The sequence below is a fragment of the Enterobacter sp. MGH 24 genome, assembly GCF_000493015.1.
Taxonomy (GTDB): Bacteria; Pseudomonadota; Gammaproteobacteria; order Enterobacterales; family Enterobacteriaceae; genus Enterobacter.
Genome location: NZ_KI535657.1, coordinates 555,910 through 568,203, shown reverse-complemented (window position 1 = coordinate 568,203; position 12,294 = coordinate 555,910). Strand labels below are relative to the sequence as shown.

General features: G+C 61.2%; 14 protein-coding genes. 13 read left to right on the top strand and 1 reads right to left on the bottom strand.

What is annotated here, in order from left to right:
• The first annotated feature begins 173 nt into the window (after window positions 1-173).
• On the top strand, window positions 174-1,094 hold the full coding sequence (speB, locus tag L370_RS19070) for an agmatinase (protein ID WP_014071686.1): 921 nt from the start codon (window positions 174-176) through the stop codon (window positions 1,092-1,094).
• A gap of 3 nt (window positions 1,095-1,097) precedes the next feature.
• Here the strand turns inward: speB and L370_RS19075 are convergent, their stop codons facing one another.
• Window positions 1,098-2,309, bottom strand: a complete 1,212-nt coding sequence (locus L370_RS19075; protein ID WP_023333341.1) for an MFS transporter — start codon at window positions 2,307-2,309, stop codon at window positions 1,098-1,100.
• 414 nt (window positions 2,310-2,723) lie between these two features.
• On the opposite strand from L370_RS19075, the gene L370_RS19080 reads away from it, so the two are divergent.
• From L370_RS19080 to L370_RS19135, 12 genes are all read left to right on the top strand, one after another.
• Entirely contained in the window at window positions 2,724-3,047 is a 324-nt protein-coding gene (locus L370_RS19080; RefSeq protein WP_023333340.1) for a Rieske (2Fe-2S) protein, read from the top strand.
• Window positions 3,044-3,352: a recombinase-like helix-turn-helix domain-containing protein gene (locus tag L370_RS19085; RefSeq protein WP_023333339.1), complete on the top strand. Its 309-nt coding sequence runs from the start codon at window positions 3,044-3,046 to the stop codon at window positions 3,350-3,352. Before L370_RS19080 ends, L370_RS19085 begins: the two co-directional genes overlap by 4 nt.
• 10 nt (window positions 3,353-3,362) lie before the next feature.
• Window positions 3,363-4,385 carry an aromatic ring-hydroxylating oxygenase subunit alpha gene (locus L370_RS19090; RefSeq protein ID WP_023333338.1) on the top strand — a complete coding sequence of 341 codons (1,023 nt, stop codon included), beginning with the start codon at window positions 3,363-3,365 and terminating at the stop codon, window positions 4,383-4,385.
• Complete coding sequence (locus tag L370_RS19095) at window positions 4,385-5,134, top strand: SDR family oxidoreductase (RefSeq protein ID WP_023333337.1); 750 nt, start codon at window positions 4,385-4,387, stop codon at window positions 5,132-5,134. Before L370_RS19090 ends, L370_RS19095 begins: the two co-directional genes overlap by 1 nt.
• A 12-nt stretch (window positions 5,135-5,146) precedes the next feature.
• Window positions 5,147-5,935: an IclR family transcriptional regulator gene (locus L370_RS19100; RefSeq protein ID WP_032641016.1), complete on the top strand. Its 789-nt coding sequence runs from the start codon at window positions 5,147-5,149 to the stop codon at window positions 5,933-5,935.
• Window positions 5,936-6,013: 78 nt separating this feature from the next.
• The gene (locus L370_RS19105) at window positions 6,014-6,940 is read left to right on the top strand and encodes a VOC family protein (protein WP_023333335.1); all 927 of its coding nucleotides are present in this window, start codon (window positions 6,014-6,016) and stop codon (window positions 6,938-6,940) included.
• Window positions 6,937-8,124 (top strand): NAD(P)/FAD-dependent oxidoreductase, encoded by a 1,188-nt coding sequence (locus tag L370_RS19110; protein ID WP_023333334.1) that lies wholly within the window; start codon window positions 6,937-6,939, stop codon window positions 8,122-8,124. The genes L370_RS19105 and L370_RS19110 overlap by 4 nt, the downstream gene beginning before the upstream one ends.
• A gap of 25 nt (window positions 8,125-8,149) precedes the next feature.
• A complete protein-coding gene (locus tag L370_RS19115) occupies window positions 8,150-9,406 on the top strand; it encodes an MFS transporter (RefSeq protein ID WP_023333333.1) in 1,257 nt (418 codons plus the stop codon).
• A 10-nt stretch (window positions 9,407-9,416) separates the two neighbouring features.
• Window positions 9,417-9,947 (top strand): cupin domain-containing protein, encoded by a 531-nt coding sequence (locus L370_RS19120; protein WP_023333332.1) that lies wholly within the window; start codon window positions 9,417-9,419, stop codon window positions 9,945-9,947.
• A 9-nt stretch (window positions 9,948-9,956) separates the two neighbouring features.
• The gene (locus L370_RS19125) at window positions 9,957-10,727 is read left to right on the top strand and encodes an alpha/beta fold hydrolase (protein ID WP_032666529.1); all 771 of its coding nucleotides are present in this window, start codon (window positions 9,957-9,959) and stop codon (window positions 10,725-10,727) included.
• Window positions 10,711-11,505, top strand: a complete 795-nt coding sequence (locus L370_RS19130) for an SDR family oxidoreductase (protein ID WP_023333330.1) — start codon at window positions 10,711-10,713, stop codon at window positions 11,503-11,505. The genes L370_RS19125 and L370_RS19130 overlap by 17 nt, the downstream gene beginning before the upstream one ends.
• A 9-nt stretch (window positions 11,506-11,514) precedes the next feature.
• Complete coding sequence (locus L370_RS19135) at window positions 11,515-12,285, top strand: aspartate dehydrogenase (RefSeq protein WP_023333329.1); 771 nt, start codon at window positions 11,515-11,517, stop codon at window positions 12,283-12,285.
• Window positions 12,286-12,294: the final 9 nt, after the last annotated feature.

Sequence of the window (12,294 nt, the reverse complement as noted above, 5' to 3'; positions counted from 1 at the left end):
GCGGAGCCGTCATCCGGCAGAATGCTATACTCACTTGAACCCGTCTGCATTACCGGCGATAATTCGCCCCAATTAGCGATTTACGAATCAATCCCTTCCTCGTCGGGTTTAACGACGCGGAGGGGATTTTTTTCATCTGTTTTTAATGTATCGACTTTAAAAGAGGTCAGGACATGAGCACTTTAGGTCATCAGTACGATAACTCTCTGGTATCTAACGCGTTTGGTTTTTTACGCCTTCCGATGAACTTCCAGCCGTACGACAGCGACGCTGACTGGGTCATCACCGGCGTGCCGTTCGATATGGCAACATCCGGTCGTGCGGGCGGTCGTCACGGCCCGGCAGCGATCCGTCAGGTTTCTACCAACCTGGCCTGGGAGCACAACCGCTTCCCGTGGAACTTCGACATGCGCGAGCGCCTGAACGTGGTGGACTGCGGTGACCTGGTGTACGCCTTCGGCGACGCGCGTGAGATGAGCGAAAAGCTGCAGGCGCACGCCGAGAAGCTGCTGGCTGCCGGCAAGCGCATGCTCTCCTTCGGCGGTGACCATTTCGTGACCCTGCCGCTGCTGCGCGCCCACGCCAAGCACTTCGGTAAAATGGCGCTGGTGCACTTCGATGCGCATACCGACACCTACGCGAACGGCTGCGAGTTTGACCACGGCACCATGTTCTTCACCGCGCCGAACGAAGGGCTGATCGACCCGAACCACTCCGTGCAGATCGGTATTCGCACCGAGTTCGATAAAGACAATGGTTTCACCGTTCTGGATGCGGGCCAGGTTAACGACCGCGGCGTCGATGACATCATCGCTCAGGTGAAGCAGATCGTGGGTGATATGCCCGTCTATCTGACCTTCGACATCGACTGCCTGGATCCGGCATTTGCACCGGGCACCGGTACGCCGGTTATCGGCGGCCTGACCTCAGATCGTGCCATCAAGCTGGTGCGCGGCCTGAAGGATCTGAACATTGTCGGTATGGACGTGGTGGAAGTGGCGCCTGCCTATGACCAGTCCGAGATCACCGCGCTGGCCGCGGCGACTCTGGCACTGGAAATGCTCTATATTCAGGCAGCTAAGAAAGGCGAGTAAGCCTTACGCGCTGAGTGCTGCTGCGCGACGCATGCGCAGCAGCAACATTCCGCCCGCCAGCAGGGTGATAGCCTGCGACACGACCAGCACTGAAAAACCTGAACTGACCGACCCCGCCGATTTCATCACTATCCCCATCAGCAGCGGAATAAACGCCGCGCAAATATTCCCAATCCCATTAATTATGCCGTATGCGCTACCTACCGCTTCCCGCGCGGCGTGGTGTTGGATCACCGCGGGTATCGCGGCGCCCTGCAGTCCCCAGAAAGCATTGGCGGACAGCATAAACAGCGCCAGCCATGCGGGCTGATGGCTGAGTATCAGCCCAACCGCGGACAGCGCCGTCAGCGCCCCGCCTACCACAAACAGCACCGGCGCCTGTTCCGGGCGCATTTTGTCGAGCAGTACGCCGCCCAGGAACTTGGATCCCAGACTCAGGAGAAAGGGAATAGCCGCAAGCATGCCCGTGGCGTGCAGCGAGAAGTGATGCTCGTCGCGCAGCCACGCGGGCAGCCACGCGCTGCTGCCCCACAGATAGCTTAGCGTGGCGATTTCAACCAGCAGGATCCAGCCCAGCAGCGGCGTTTGCCAGGCGAGCGTGAAGGTGCGGGCAAGCCCCGGTTTTTTCGCCGTTAAGCGGCTACGAGGAGCAGGAAGAAAACGCCAGATTAACCCGCCGCCCAGCAGCAGATTGATCGCCGCCAGCGCATAGAACGAGCCGACCCAGCCCAGATGCGCCATCAGCCAGGTGACCAGCGGAAAGCCCACGGCCAGCCCGAGCGAGACGCCCAGCGCGGTGACGGCGTTGGGTTTGCCGATCTCTTCCGCGCTAAAGTTGTCGCTGATAAAGCGCGTCTTCAGCGAAAAGAGCGGCCCTTCGGCAATACCCAAAATCACGCGGGCGATGAGCATGCCCATCAGCGATCCCAGCAGTGGAGAAATCGCGCAGACCGCGGCCCAAATCGCAATGCTGCTTAATAATCCCTGCCGATAATGAAGCTTGCTTTCAATAACTGGCGTTAATAGTAAAGCCGAAAAACCATAACCCAGCAGAAAGCAGGTCATAAGCATTCCCTGTAACATTCTGTTTTCATTTAACTGAAAGTGTTCGGCAAAGTCCGGGTTTAAAATCATTACCGAGATATTTACCCTGTCGACGTAGGAAATAATAATGAGTAATAACAGTGCAATTGTGCCATGCCATCTTGCCGTCATCATGCCCGCCTTACGTTTTCATCTATTTATATTTTTATCAAAGTGATTGTCACGGACCTAAAATGATTCACTGGTGAAACTCATTGTTTATTAAGGATAAATAAATTTTCTGTTTCACAGGTGAAACACCAAGGATGTGACGCTGCTTTATTTTTAATGAACAAAAAGAAAAGAAGTCAATATCTTTTATTGAAATGTCGAGGGCATTAATAAATCGTATTTATCACGCCGTAATAATGAAAATTTCATATTGCTGCATTTTTTCGTGATCCTTTGCACACTTAGTTAATTAATACCCGTTTGATTAACAAATTCGTCACATTGCCGCTTGACGAAACATTCATCGCTTTTATATTGACCGTATTAAATAAGAAACAGAGTTTCATATATGAAACAAAAGCCTGGAGGATCGTGATGAGCTGGATAGGCGTATGTGACGCAGAACAAGTACAGGAAGATTTTCCTTTTAGCGGCAGCGTAGACGGTAAAGAGATCGGCGTTTATTTGATTGACGGTGAATATTACGCGCTGGAAGACGTATGCCCGCACGCTTATGCCCTGCTGAGCCAGGGCTTTGTGGAAGACGGCAAAGTGGAATGCCCGCTGCATGAGGCGGTGTTTGACGTCAAAACCGGCCAGTGCCTGCACGGACCCGGAGGTCGCAACCTCAACCGCTACCCGGTTCGGGTCTTTGAAAACCAAATCCAGATTACCTTCGTCGAGGAGACCGTGGCATGAGCGACACCCTGAACTATAACCCGGCGCTGCCGGAAAGCCGTCAGTTTACTCCGCCGGCGGAGGGCGGCAACGGCGCCATCCATAAGCCGGGTGAGTACCAAAACCTGATCTGGCAAACCCGCAGCCGCGTGCCGGAAAGCTGGGAGGTGAACCTGATTGCCACGCTGGAAAATCTCTTCGAACAGGGCGTTGAAACCCTGCCAGAGCTGGTAAACGGCCTGAACGCGGTGCGCATGCACGACCAGCAGGGCGAGCCGTGGAGCGACGCCAGCTTCCAGGCATTCTTACAGGTTAACGGCTACTGAGGACAACGCGATGACGACGACCGTACAAAACTATCTCGATAAAGGCCTGCGCGGCCTCTGGTATCCGGTGCTGGCAAGCTGGGAAGTGCAGTCTGCTCCTGTGGGCATTACCCGCCTGGGCGAGCAGATTGTGGTCTGGCGCAATAAAGACGGCCAGGTGCAGGCGCTGGAAGACCGCTGCCCGCACCGCGGCGCGCGCCTGTCGATGGGCTGGAACCTCGGCGACCGCATCGCCTGCTGGTATCACGGCGTGGAAGTGGCGGGCAACGGTGAGGTAAAAGATGTGCCCGCCGTGGACAAATGCCCGCTGGTCGGCCAGCAGTGCGTGCGCAGCTATAACGTGCAGGAGGCGCACGGCGCCATCTTCCTGTGGTTTGGCGTCACCGCTGACCAGCAGCCGGATGAACTGACCTTCCCGGATGAACTTGCCGATACGGAGAACTTCAGCAACTTCCTCTGCACCGCCGCGTGGAAGTGCAACTACCAGTACGCGCTGGAAAACGTGATGGACCCGATGCACGGCACCTATCTGCATTCATCGTCGCACTCAATGGCGGAAGGGGATCGTAAGGCCGACATGGTGCTCCAGCCGACCAAAACCGGCTTCATCTTTGAGAAGAAAGGGCAGAGCGGCGTCAACTTCGACTGGGTTGAGCTCGGCAACAGCGGCACCTGCTGGATGCGCCTCTCTATTCCCTACAAGAAGCGCTTTGGGCCGGGCGGCCACTTCTTTATCGTCGGCATGGTAGTCCCGGAAGATAACGACAACTGCCGCGTCTTCTTCTGGCGCATCCGCCGCGTGCAGGGCTGGCAGCGCGATATGTGGCGCTTCATGTACCGCAACCGCCTTGAAAAACTGCACTGGGAAGTGCTGGAGCAGGACCGCGTGGTGCTGGAAAGCCTGGCCCCAAACGCCCGCGACCATGAATACCTCTACCAGCACGACGTCGGCCTCTCCCGCCTGCGCCGCATGATGCAAAAGGCCGCGAAAGAGCAGCTGGCGCTGCGCGAAGAACAGCAGGGTGCCGCCTGATGAACGGGCTGCTGAGCGGCAAGCGCATCGTGGTGACCGGCGCCGCGCGCGGGCTGGGCTATCACTTTGCCAAAGCCTGCGCGGAGCAGGGCGCCGCAGTGGTGATGTGCGACATCCTCGAAGGCGAGCTGGCTGAAAGCGCGCACGGGCTGGGCGAGCAGGGCTATGCGATCGAATCGCACGTCATCGATCTGGCCGATCCGCATTCCATCGAGCAGGTCTTTAGCGCCATTGGCGAGCAGGGACAGATTGACGGCCTGGTGAACAACGCGGCGATGGCGACGGGCGTGGGCGGCAAAAACATGCTCGATTACGATCCTGACCTGTGGGACCGCGTGATGAGCGTGAACGTCAAAGGCACCTGGCTGGTGACGCGCGCCGCCGTGCCGCTGCTGCGCGAAGGGGCCGGAATTGTAAACGTGGCGTCCGATACCGCGCTGTGGGGCGCGCCGCGCCTGATGGCCTACGTCGCCAGCAAGGGTGCCGTGATTGCCATGACCCGCTCGATGGCGCGCGAGCTGGGTGAAAAACGCATTCGAATCAACGCCATCGCCCCGGGATTAACCCGCGTCGAGGCGACCGAATATGTTCCGGCCGAGCGGCATCAGCTTTACGAAAACGGTCGCGCGTTAACGGGCGCGCAGCAGCCGGAAGATGTCACCGGCTGCGTGGTCTGGCTGCTCAGCGATCTCTCGCGGTTCATCACCGGGCAGCTGATCCCGGTCAACGGCGGTTTTGTCTTTAACTAAGGTAGGGCGATGATGGCAAACGATCGGGATGTGAAGTATCTGGTGCCGGGGCTGGAGCGCGGCCTGCAGCTGCTGTTGGCCTTCGGCGAGCAGCATCGCGAACTGACCTTTGCCGAGCTGCACCGGCTGGTGGATATGCCGAAGGCCACTGCCTACCGCGTGGTGCAGACCCTGGAGTTCATGGGCTTTCTGGAGCGCAACGCGCGCACCAATACCTTCTCGCTGGGCATGAACGTGCTGCGCCTCGGCTTTGAGTACATCGCCTCGCTGGACGTGGCGCAGGTTGGCCAGCCGGTGATCGAGCAATTGCGCGACGTGAGCCAGTGCAGCAGCCACCTGGCGATCCGCGACGGGCGCGACATTATCTACATCGCCCGCGTCAGCGCCGCCGGGTCGCGCATCAACCAGGTCAGCATCGGCACCCGCCTGCCGGTGCACTGCACCTCGCTCGGCCGCATGCTGCTGACCGATATTTCCCGCGCCGAGTTTGAACAGCTGTTCCCGCACGAGCGTCTGCCGGGCAACACGCCGGGCCAGCTTCACGACCGCGAAGCCCTGTGGCAGATGGTGCAACAGGACAAAGCCCGCGGCTACGTGATCGGCGAATCCTTCTTCCGCCACGGCATCTCCTCCATCGTCTATCCGGTGTATGACCGAAGCGGACGCGTGGCGGCGGTAGTCAGCATTCTGGTGCCGTCGGAAGAGATCCCGCAGGCCGACCGCGAGCGCCTGCAAAATGAGGTTCGCCTCGCGGCGGATAAAATTTCTGGCTTTTTAGGGTATCTGTCACAGGCCAGTTAAATCAGTGAGTTAACGTCAGGCGCTTTGCTGCGTCGGGCATGTTTTACGCCCAATTTGGGCCAGATGAGGCAACGAACGATGAGTGTAACCGGAATTGAAAAGCTGGAATTTGGCGTAGAGGACCTGACGCACTGCGCCAAATTTATGCGTGATTTTGGCCTGACGGGCGATGCCAGCGGCCAGCGTTTTACCACCCTGAGCGGCGCGCGCGTGGAGCTTAACCCGATCGACAGCCCCGACCTGCCGCCGGCGTTTGAAGCGGGCAACACCCTGCGCCGCATGACCTGGGCGGTTGCCACGCAGGCGGATCTGGATGCGTTGCGCCCGAAGCTGGCGCAGCAGCCCGGCTTTCGCGAAGTGGGTGACGCGCTGGAGTGCCTGGACCCGAACGGCATGACGCTGCGCGTGCAGGTGACCCAGCAGACCGACGTGGAGCTGAACGTCGAGCCGATCAACCAGTGGGGCGACGCCCGCCGTATCGACACCCCCAGCCCGGTTTACGATCGCGCCCAGCCCATCAACGTGGGGCACGTGGTGTTCTTCGTGGAAGAACTGGCCGCAGTGGAAAAATTCTACCGCGAGGTGCTCGGCTTCCAGGTCTCGGACCGCTACATCAACCGCGCCGTGTTCCTGCGCTGCGGCGCGCGCGGCGGCCATCACAACCTGTTCCTGCTGCAGCTGCCGAACCGCAGGCGCGGCCTTAACCACGTGGCCTTTACCGTACGCGACATCCACGAGGTGATCGGCGGCGGTATCGCGATGAATAAAAATGAATGGAGCACCTTCATCGGCCCGGGTCGCCATCCGGTGTCATCGGCGTACTTCTGGTACGTCAACAGCCCGACCGGCGGGGCGTTTGAGTATTACACCAACGACGATTATCTGACCGAAAACTGGCAGCCGCGTGAGCTGGAGCACTCGCTGGTCTCCTTTACCGAGTGGGCGGTGGAAGGCGGCATCGACCACGACACGCGCCGCCAGCAGAAAAAGCCGGAGGCGGTATGACGTCGCGCATTGTCATTATCGGCGGCGGCCAGGCGGGCGGTTGGGCGGCGAAAACCCTGCGCGACGAGGGCTTTGCCGGCGAGATTTGCGTGGTGGCGGAAGAAGAGTGGGATTTCTACGAACGCCCGCCGCTGTCAAAAGCGTCTTTGCTGGAGCCGGACGCGGCGCTCCCAAGGCTGTTTACCGACGAGGCGCAGCGGGCGCTGAACCTGACCTGGTACCGACCGCTGCGCGCGGAGCAGATCGACCGCGAGGCGAAAACGGTGCATTTAAGCAACGGCGAGCTTCTTAGTTACAACATTCTTTTAATTGCCACCGGAGGGCGGGCGCGCGTGCCGGGTGAGGCGTGGGCGGCGCATCCGCAGGTCTATACCCTGCGCCACTGGCAGGACGCGCAGCGCCTGAAAGGTCGGCTGGCGGAAAGCCAAACCCTGGCGATTGTCGGCGGCGGCTGGATCGGCCTGGAAATTGCCGCGTCCGCGCGGAAAAGCGGCGTGGCGGTCACCCTGTTCGAGCAGCAGCCCGCGCTCTGCATGCGCTCGGTGAGCGGCGAGGTGTCGCAGCGCTTAGAGGCCCTTCACCGCGAGCAGGGCGTGGATATCCGTACCGGCTGCGGCGCGCTGGAGCTGGAGGACGATAACGGCCTGCCGGTTATCCACTGCGACGGCCAGCGTGAAACCTTTGATGCGGTGGTGGTCGGGATCGGCGTCGATCTCAATCTGGAGCTGGCCCGCGACGCGGGGCTGAAGACTGAACGCGGTATCGTCGTGGATGCCCGGGGGCGAACGTCGGATCCGTTCATCTTTGCCGCCGGCGATGTGGCGCAGCATCATCACTACGGCCTGTGCATCCAGTCCTGGGCCTTCGCCCAGAACCAGGCGGTGGCGACGGCGAAAGCGATGCTCAACCCCGATGCGCCGGGCTACGACGACGCGCCGTGGCTGTGGTCGGATCAATATCAGCACAACATTCAGATCCTCGGCATTCCGCAGCCGGGCAGCAGAACGGTAGTGCGTGAAGAGACGCTGTACTTCTCGCTGGACGACAACGGGCGGCTGACGCAGCTGGTGGCGTTCAACGACGCGCGCACCGTCAAGCTGGCGAAGCGCTGGATGGCAACGGGGCGGGATTTATCAGATGTACCGCTCGGCGACCCGGCTTTTTCACTGATGTCACTGCGATAGCTAACCCGCACCCGTAGGGGGAGACATGACCACATTAGAGACCAACACCGCGCCCGCTGAGGCGAGCGGTGAGGGAACCTGCACGCCCGAAAAAGCGGTGCGCTGGGCCATCCCGCTGTCGCTGCTGGCCTGCGTGCTGCTGGCGTTTTTCGACAAAATCAGCATCGCGGCGCTCTTTTCAGATACCCATTTCCAGCAGGCGATGGGCATTGATTTCGACACCACGCGCCTCGGCATTTTGATGAGCGCCTTTCTGCTCAGCTACGGCTTTTCGTCGGTGTTTTTAAGCGGCTTAGGCGACAAAATCGCGCCGCTGCGCCTGCTCACCGGGATGATGGCGGTGTGGTGCGTGCTGATGGTGGCGATGGGCTTTACCCATAACTACACGCTGATGATCGTCCTGCGCATTTTGCTGGGCGTGGCGGAAGGGCCGCTGTTCCCGCTGGCCTTCGCCATCGTGCGCCACAACTTCCCGCAGCATCTGCAGGCGCGCGCCACCATGCTCTGGCTGCTGGGCACGCCGGTCGGCGCGGCGATTGGCTTCCCGCTTTCCCTCTGGCTGCTGAACACCTTCGGCTGGCAGAGCACCTTCTTCGTGATGGCGATGCTCACCGTGCCGGTGCTGATCTTTGTGCGCGTCGGTCTGCGCGGGATCCGCCTGGAGGCGAAACCCGGCACCTCGCAGGCGTCCCAGGACGAGCGGCGCGCGGCGCGGCGTGAGCTGTTTGTCAGCCCGCACTTCTGGATCATCTGCATCTTTAACATCGCCTTCCTGACCTACCTGTGGGGTATCAACGGCTGGCTGCCGGGCTACCTCATCAAGGGCAAAGGCATTCATCTGGAGCACGCGGGCTGGCTGTCGTCGATGCCGTTCATCGCCATGCTGGCGGGCGAGGTCATTGGCGCGTGGCTCTCTGACCGGGTCGATAAGCGCGCGGCGGCCTGCTTTATCTCGATGGCGGGCGCGGCGGCAGGACTGGCGGCGGTGATGCACCTCGACACCCCGCTGGCCGTCATCGCGGCGATGAGCTTCAGCACCTTTATGTGGGGCACCGGCGCACCCAACATTTTCGCCCTGCTGGCAAAGGCCACCCATCCGCGGGTGAGCGCCACGGCGGGCGGCATTTTCAACGGGCTGGGAAACTTTGCGGGCGCGCTGTCGCCAGCGGTGATGGGGGCGCTAATCGCCTTCACCCACAGCATGGATTCCGGGCTGATTTTTCTGGCAGTGATGGCGGCGGTGGGCTGCGTCCTGTTACTGCCGCTGCTGAGACGTTACTGAGGAGAGTGTCATGACTGATTCAACCGTAACCAACACAACGGGCATCAAACCTGACCATCTGACGATGGAAGAGTGGATCGAGTCGCGCATCGCGCGCTTCGAAGGGCGCAAGTACGACTGGAACGCGCTGAAGTTCCAGGCCGACTTTGACCCGAAATACCGCCGGGCGCAGATGCGCTATATCGGCACCGGCGCAACGGGCGTGGCGAACGATACCAACACCGTGCAGGCGGACCATTTTACCTTCTCCACCATGGTGCTTCCGTCGAAGTGCGAAGGGCCGCTGCACCTGCACGACGACGTGGAAGAGGTGTTCTTCATGCTTAAAGGGCAGATCACGCTGATGATCCAGGACGGCGATAACTACACCGAAACCGTGCTGCGCGAGCGTGACCTGATCTCCGTCCCGCCGGGCATCTATCGTGGGCTGTTCAACCACGGGGAAGAAGAGGCGCTGATGTGCGTCATGCTGGGGACCAACAAGCCAGAAATCCCGACCTATCCATCCGATCATCCGCTTTCGAAAGTGAAACGGAGCTAAGGGGGCATGATGACGGGTTTTCGTGAACAGGGAAGCGGCATTCCGCTGATGCTGCTGCACGGCATCAGTTCCGGCGCGGCCTCCTGGCATAAGCAGATGGCGCTGGCAGGTTTTCGCGTGCTGGCGTGGGACATGCCCGGTTATGGCGAAAGCCCGATGCTGGCGGTTGAGTGGGCAAACGCGGGGGATTATGCCGACGCGCTGGCGGCGATGCTTGACCGCGCGGGCGTCTGGCAGGCGGTGCTGGTCGGCCATTCGCTCGGCGCACTGGTCGCCAGCGCCTTTGCGGCGAAGTTCCCGGATCGCGTCATCCATCTGGTGCTGGCGGACGCCGCGCAGGGCTACGGCAATGCCGCACCGGCGCAGCGCGAGCAGGTCTGGCGCAGCCGCGAACAGCAGATGGCATTGGGCGGTGAGATCCTCGCCCAGACCCGCGCCGCGAAACTGTTGCGCCCCGGCGCGCGGGCGGAAGATATCGCCACCGTTGCGGCGGGCATGCGCGGGCTGCGCCTTGAAGGTTACCTCGCCGCCGCGTGGATGCTGGCACATGACGACATTCACGGCTGGCTTAAGCGCTACCCGGGCCGCTTTGAAGTCTGGTGCGGCGAGCAGGACGCCATCACGCAGCCCGAGCTGGTGCAGGGGCTGGCGCTGCGCTACGGCATGCCGTTTATCGCGATCCCCCAGGCCGGGCACGCCAGCTATCTCGATAACGACGCGTTTTTTAACCAACAGCTTTTACGCATTAACGAAGAGGTGCGCGATGAATGCACAAATTGACGGGCGCGTAGCGGTCGTTACCGGCGGTTCTTCTGGTATTGGCTTTGAAACGCTGCGCCTGCTGCTGGGCGAGGGGGCAAAAGTGGCCTTCTGCGGCCGCGACCCTGACCGTCTCGCCAGCGCCCACGCGGCGCTGCACAACGAATACCCCGACGGGGAGGTTTTCTCTTACCGCTGCGACGTGCTGAACGCTGACGACATGCGGGCCTTCGCGGACGCCGTCCAGGCGCGCTTCGGCGCGGCGGACATGCTGATCAACAACGCCGGGCAGGGCTACGTGGCGCACTTCCAGGATACTCCGCGCGAGGCGTGGCTGCACGAAGCCGAGCTGAAGCTGTTTGGGGTGATCAACCCGGTACAGGCATTTCAGCCTCTGCTGGAACAGTCCGACATCGCCTCTATCACCTGCGTGAACTCCCTGCTGGCGCTGCAGCCCGAGGAGCACATGATTGCCACCTCTGCCGCCCGTGCCGCGCTGCTGAACATGACGCTCACGCTCTCGAAAGAGCTGGTGGGCAAAGGTATTCGCGTCAATTCCATTCTGCTCGGCATGGTGGAATCCGGCCAGTGGCAGCGCCGCTTTGAAAACCGGGCGGACAAAAGCCAGAGCTGGCCGGAATGGACGGCGGATATCGCGCGCAAGCGTGGCATTCCGATGGCGCGCCTCGGCAAGCCGCAGGAGCCCGCGCAGGCGCTGCTGTTCCTCGCCTCGCCGCTGGCCTCGTTTACCACCGGCGCGGCGCTGGACGTTTCCGGCGGCTTCTGCCGCCATCTGTAAGGACACATCATGAAAAAGGTTATGTTGATTGGTTTTGGTGCCATGGCGCAGGCGGTGATTGAGCGTCTGCCCAAGGGCGTGGCTATCGGCTGGATTGTGGCGCGTGAAGCCCACCATGCGGCGATTCAGGCGCAGTTTGGCGATGCGGTGGTGGCGCTGACCTCTCCGATGGATTGCGCGCAAACGCCGGACCTGGTCCTGGAGTGCGCCAGCCAGCAGGCGGTGGCGCAGTACGGCGAAGCGATTTTAAGACGGGGCTGGCATCTGGCAGCGATCTCCACCGGCGCGCTGGCGGACAGCGCGCTGGAGCAACGTCTGCTCGCTGCGGGCGGAAAACTGACCTTGCTTTCCGGTGCGGTGGCCGGTATCGACGGGCTGACGGCGGCGAAAGAGGGCGGACTTGAGCGCGTGACCTACCGGTCACGTAAAAGTCCGGCCAGCTGGCGCGGCAGCTACGCCGAACAGCTCATCGATCTCAATTCAGTTTCTGAAGCAAAGGTCTTCTTCGAGGGCAGCGCCCGCGAGGCGGCGCGTCTGTTTCCGGCCAATGCCAACGTGGCGGCAACCGTGGCGCTCGGCGGCGTGGGAATGGACGACACGCGAGTACAGCTGATGGTCGACCCGGCCACGAAACGCAACACCCACACGCTGCACGTCGAAGGGATGTTTGGCGAGTTCCACCTGGAGCTGAGCGGGCTGCCGCTGGCCAGCAACCCGAAAACCTCCACCCTGGCGGCACTCAGCGCGGTTCGCGCCTGCCGCGAGCTGGCCCTGAGCTGAGGAGTGACG

Bases quoted from the DNA above. Each gene is read 5' to 3' on its own strand.
- L370_RS19075 (WP_023333341.1), bottom strand. From the start codon at position 2,309: ATGACGGCAAGATGGCATGGCACAATTGCACTGTTATTACTCATTATT.
- L370_RS19130 (WP_023333330.1), top strand. From the start codon at position 10,711: ATGAATGCACAAATTGACGGGCGCGTAGCGGTCGTTACCGGCGGTTCT.
- L370_RS19105 (WP_023333335.1), top strand. From the start codon at position 6,014: ATGAGTGTAACCGGAATTGAAAAGCTGGAATTTGGCGTAGAGGACCTG.
- L370_RS19135 (WP_023333329.1), top strand. From the start codon at position 11,515: ATGAAAAAGGTTATGTTGATTGGTTTTGGTGCCATGGCGCAGGCGGTG.
- L370_RS19110 (WP_023333334.1), top strand. From the start codon at position 6,937: ATGACGTCGCGCATTGTCATTATCGGCGGCGGCCAGGCGGGCGGTTGG.
- L370_RS19115 (WP_023333333.1), top strand. From the start codon at position 8,150: ATGACCACATTAGAGACCAACACCGCGCCCGCTGAGGCGAGCGGTGAG.
- L370_RS19080 (WP_023333340.1), top strand. From the start codon at position 2,724: ATGAGCTGGATAGGCGTATGTGACGCAGAACAAGTACAGGAAGATTTT.
- L370_RS19100 (WP_032641016.1), top strand. From the start codon at position 5,147: ATGGCAAACGATCGGGATGTGAAGTATCTGGTGCCGGGGCTGGAGCGC.
- L370_RS19120 (WP_023333332.1), top strand. From the start codon at position 9,417: ATGACTGATTCAACCGTAACCAACACAACGGGCATCAAACCTGACCAT.
- L370_RS19085 (WP_023333339.1), top strand. From the start codon at position 3,044: ATGAGCGACACCCTGAACTATAACCCGGCGCTGCCGGAAAGCCGTCAG.
- L370_RS19090 (WP_023333338.1), top strand. From the start codon at position 3,363: ATGACGACGACCGTACAAAACTATCTCGATAAAGGCCTGCGCGGCCTC.
- L370_RS19125 (WP_032666529.1), top strand. From the start codon at position 9,957: ATGACGGGTTTTCGTGAACAGGGAAGCGGCATTCCGCTGATGCTGCTG.
- L370_RS19095 (WP_023333337.1), top strand. From the start codon at position 4,385: ATGAACGGGCTGCTGAGCGGCAAGCGCATCGTGGTGACCGGCGCCGCG.
- speB (WP_014071686.1), top strand. From the start codon at position 174: ATGAGCACTTTAGGTCATCAGTACGATAACTCTCTGGTATCTAACGCG.